This window comes from Streptomyces durhamensis (genome assembly GCF_000725475.1).
Taxonomy (GTDB): Bacteria; Actinomycetota; Actinomycetes; order Streptomycetales; family Streptomycetaceae; genus Streptomyces; species Streptomyces filipinensis.
Genome location: NZ_JNXR01000195.1, coordinates 1 through 280, shown reverse-complemented (window position 1 = coordinate 280; position 280 = coordinate 1). Strand labels below are relative to the sequence as shown.

The window sequence follows — 280 nt, the reverse complement described above, 5'->3', positions numbered from 1 at the left end:
ACCGTCCAGACGGCCACCGGTGCCGTAGGGGGTGTTGACGATGAGGTCGACCTCGCCGTCGTGGATGAGCTGGACGATGGTCCGCTCCCCGTTCGGGCCCGTCCCCTCGGACTGCTTGCGCACCACGGTGGCGTGGATGCCGTTGCGCTTGAGGACCTCGGCGGTGCCGGAGGTCGCCAGCAGCTCGAAGCCGTGCGCGACCAGCTCCCGCGCGGGGAAGATCATCGAGCGCTTGTCGCGGTTGGCGACCGAGATGAACGCGCGGCCCTTGGTGGGCAGC

Annotated in this window: 1 protein-coding gene; it reads right to left on the bottom strand. The window is 70.0% G+C overall.

Annotation, left to right across the window (positions count from 1 at the left end; all coding sequences use genetic code 11):
- Positions 1-280 (bottom strand): hypothetical protein (locus IO33_RS45465; RefSeq protein WP_037687637.1); only part of this gene is annotated, 280 nt, incomplete at both ends.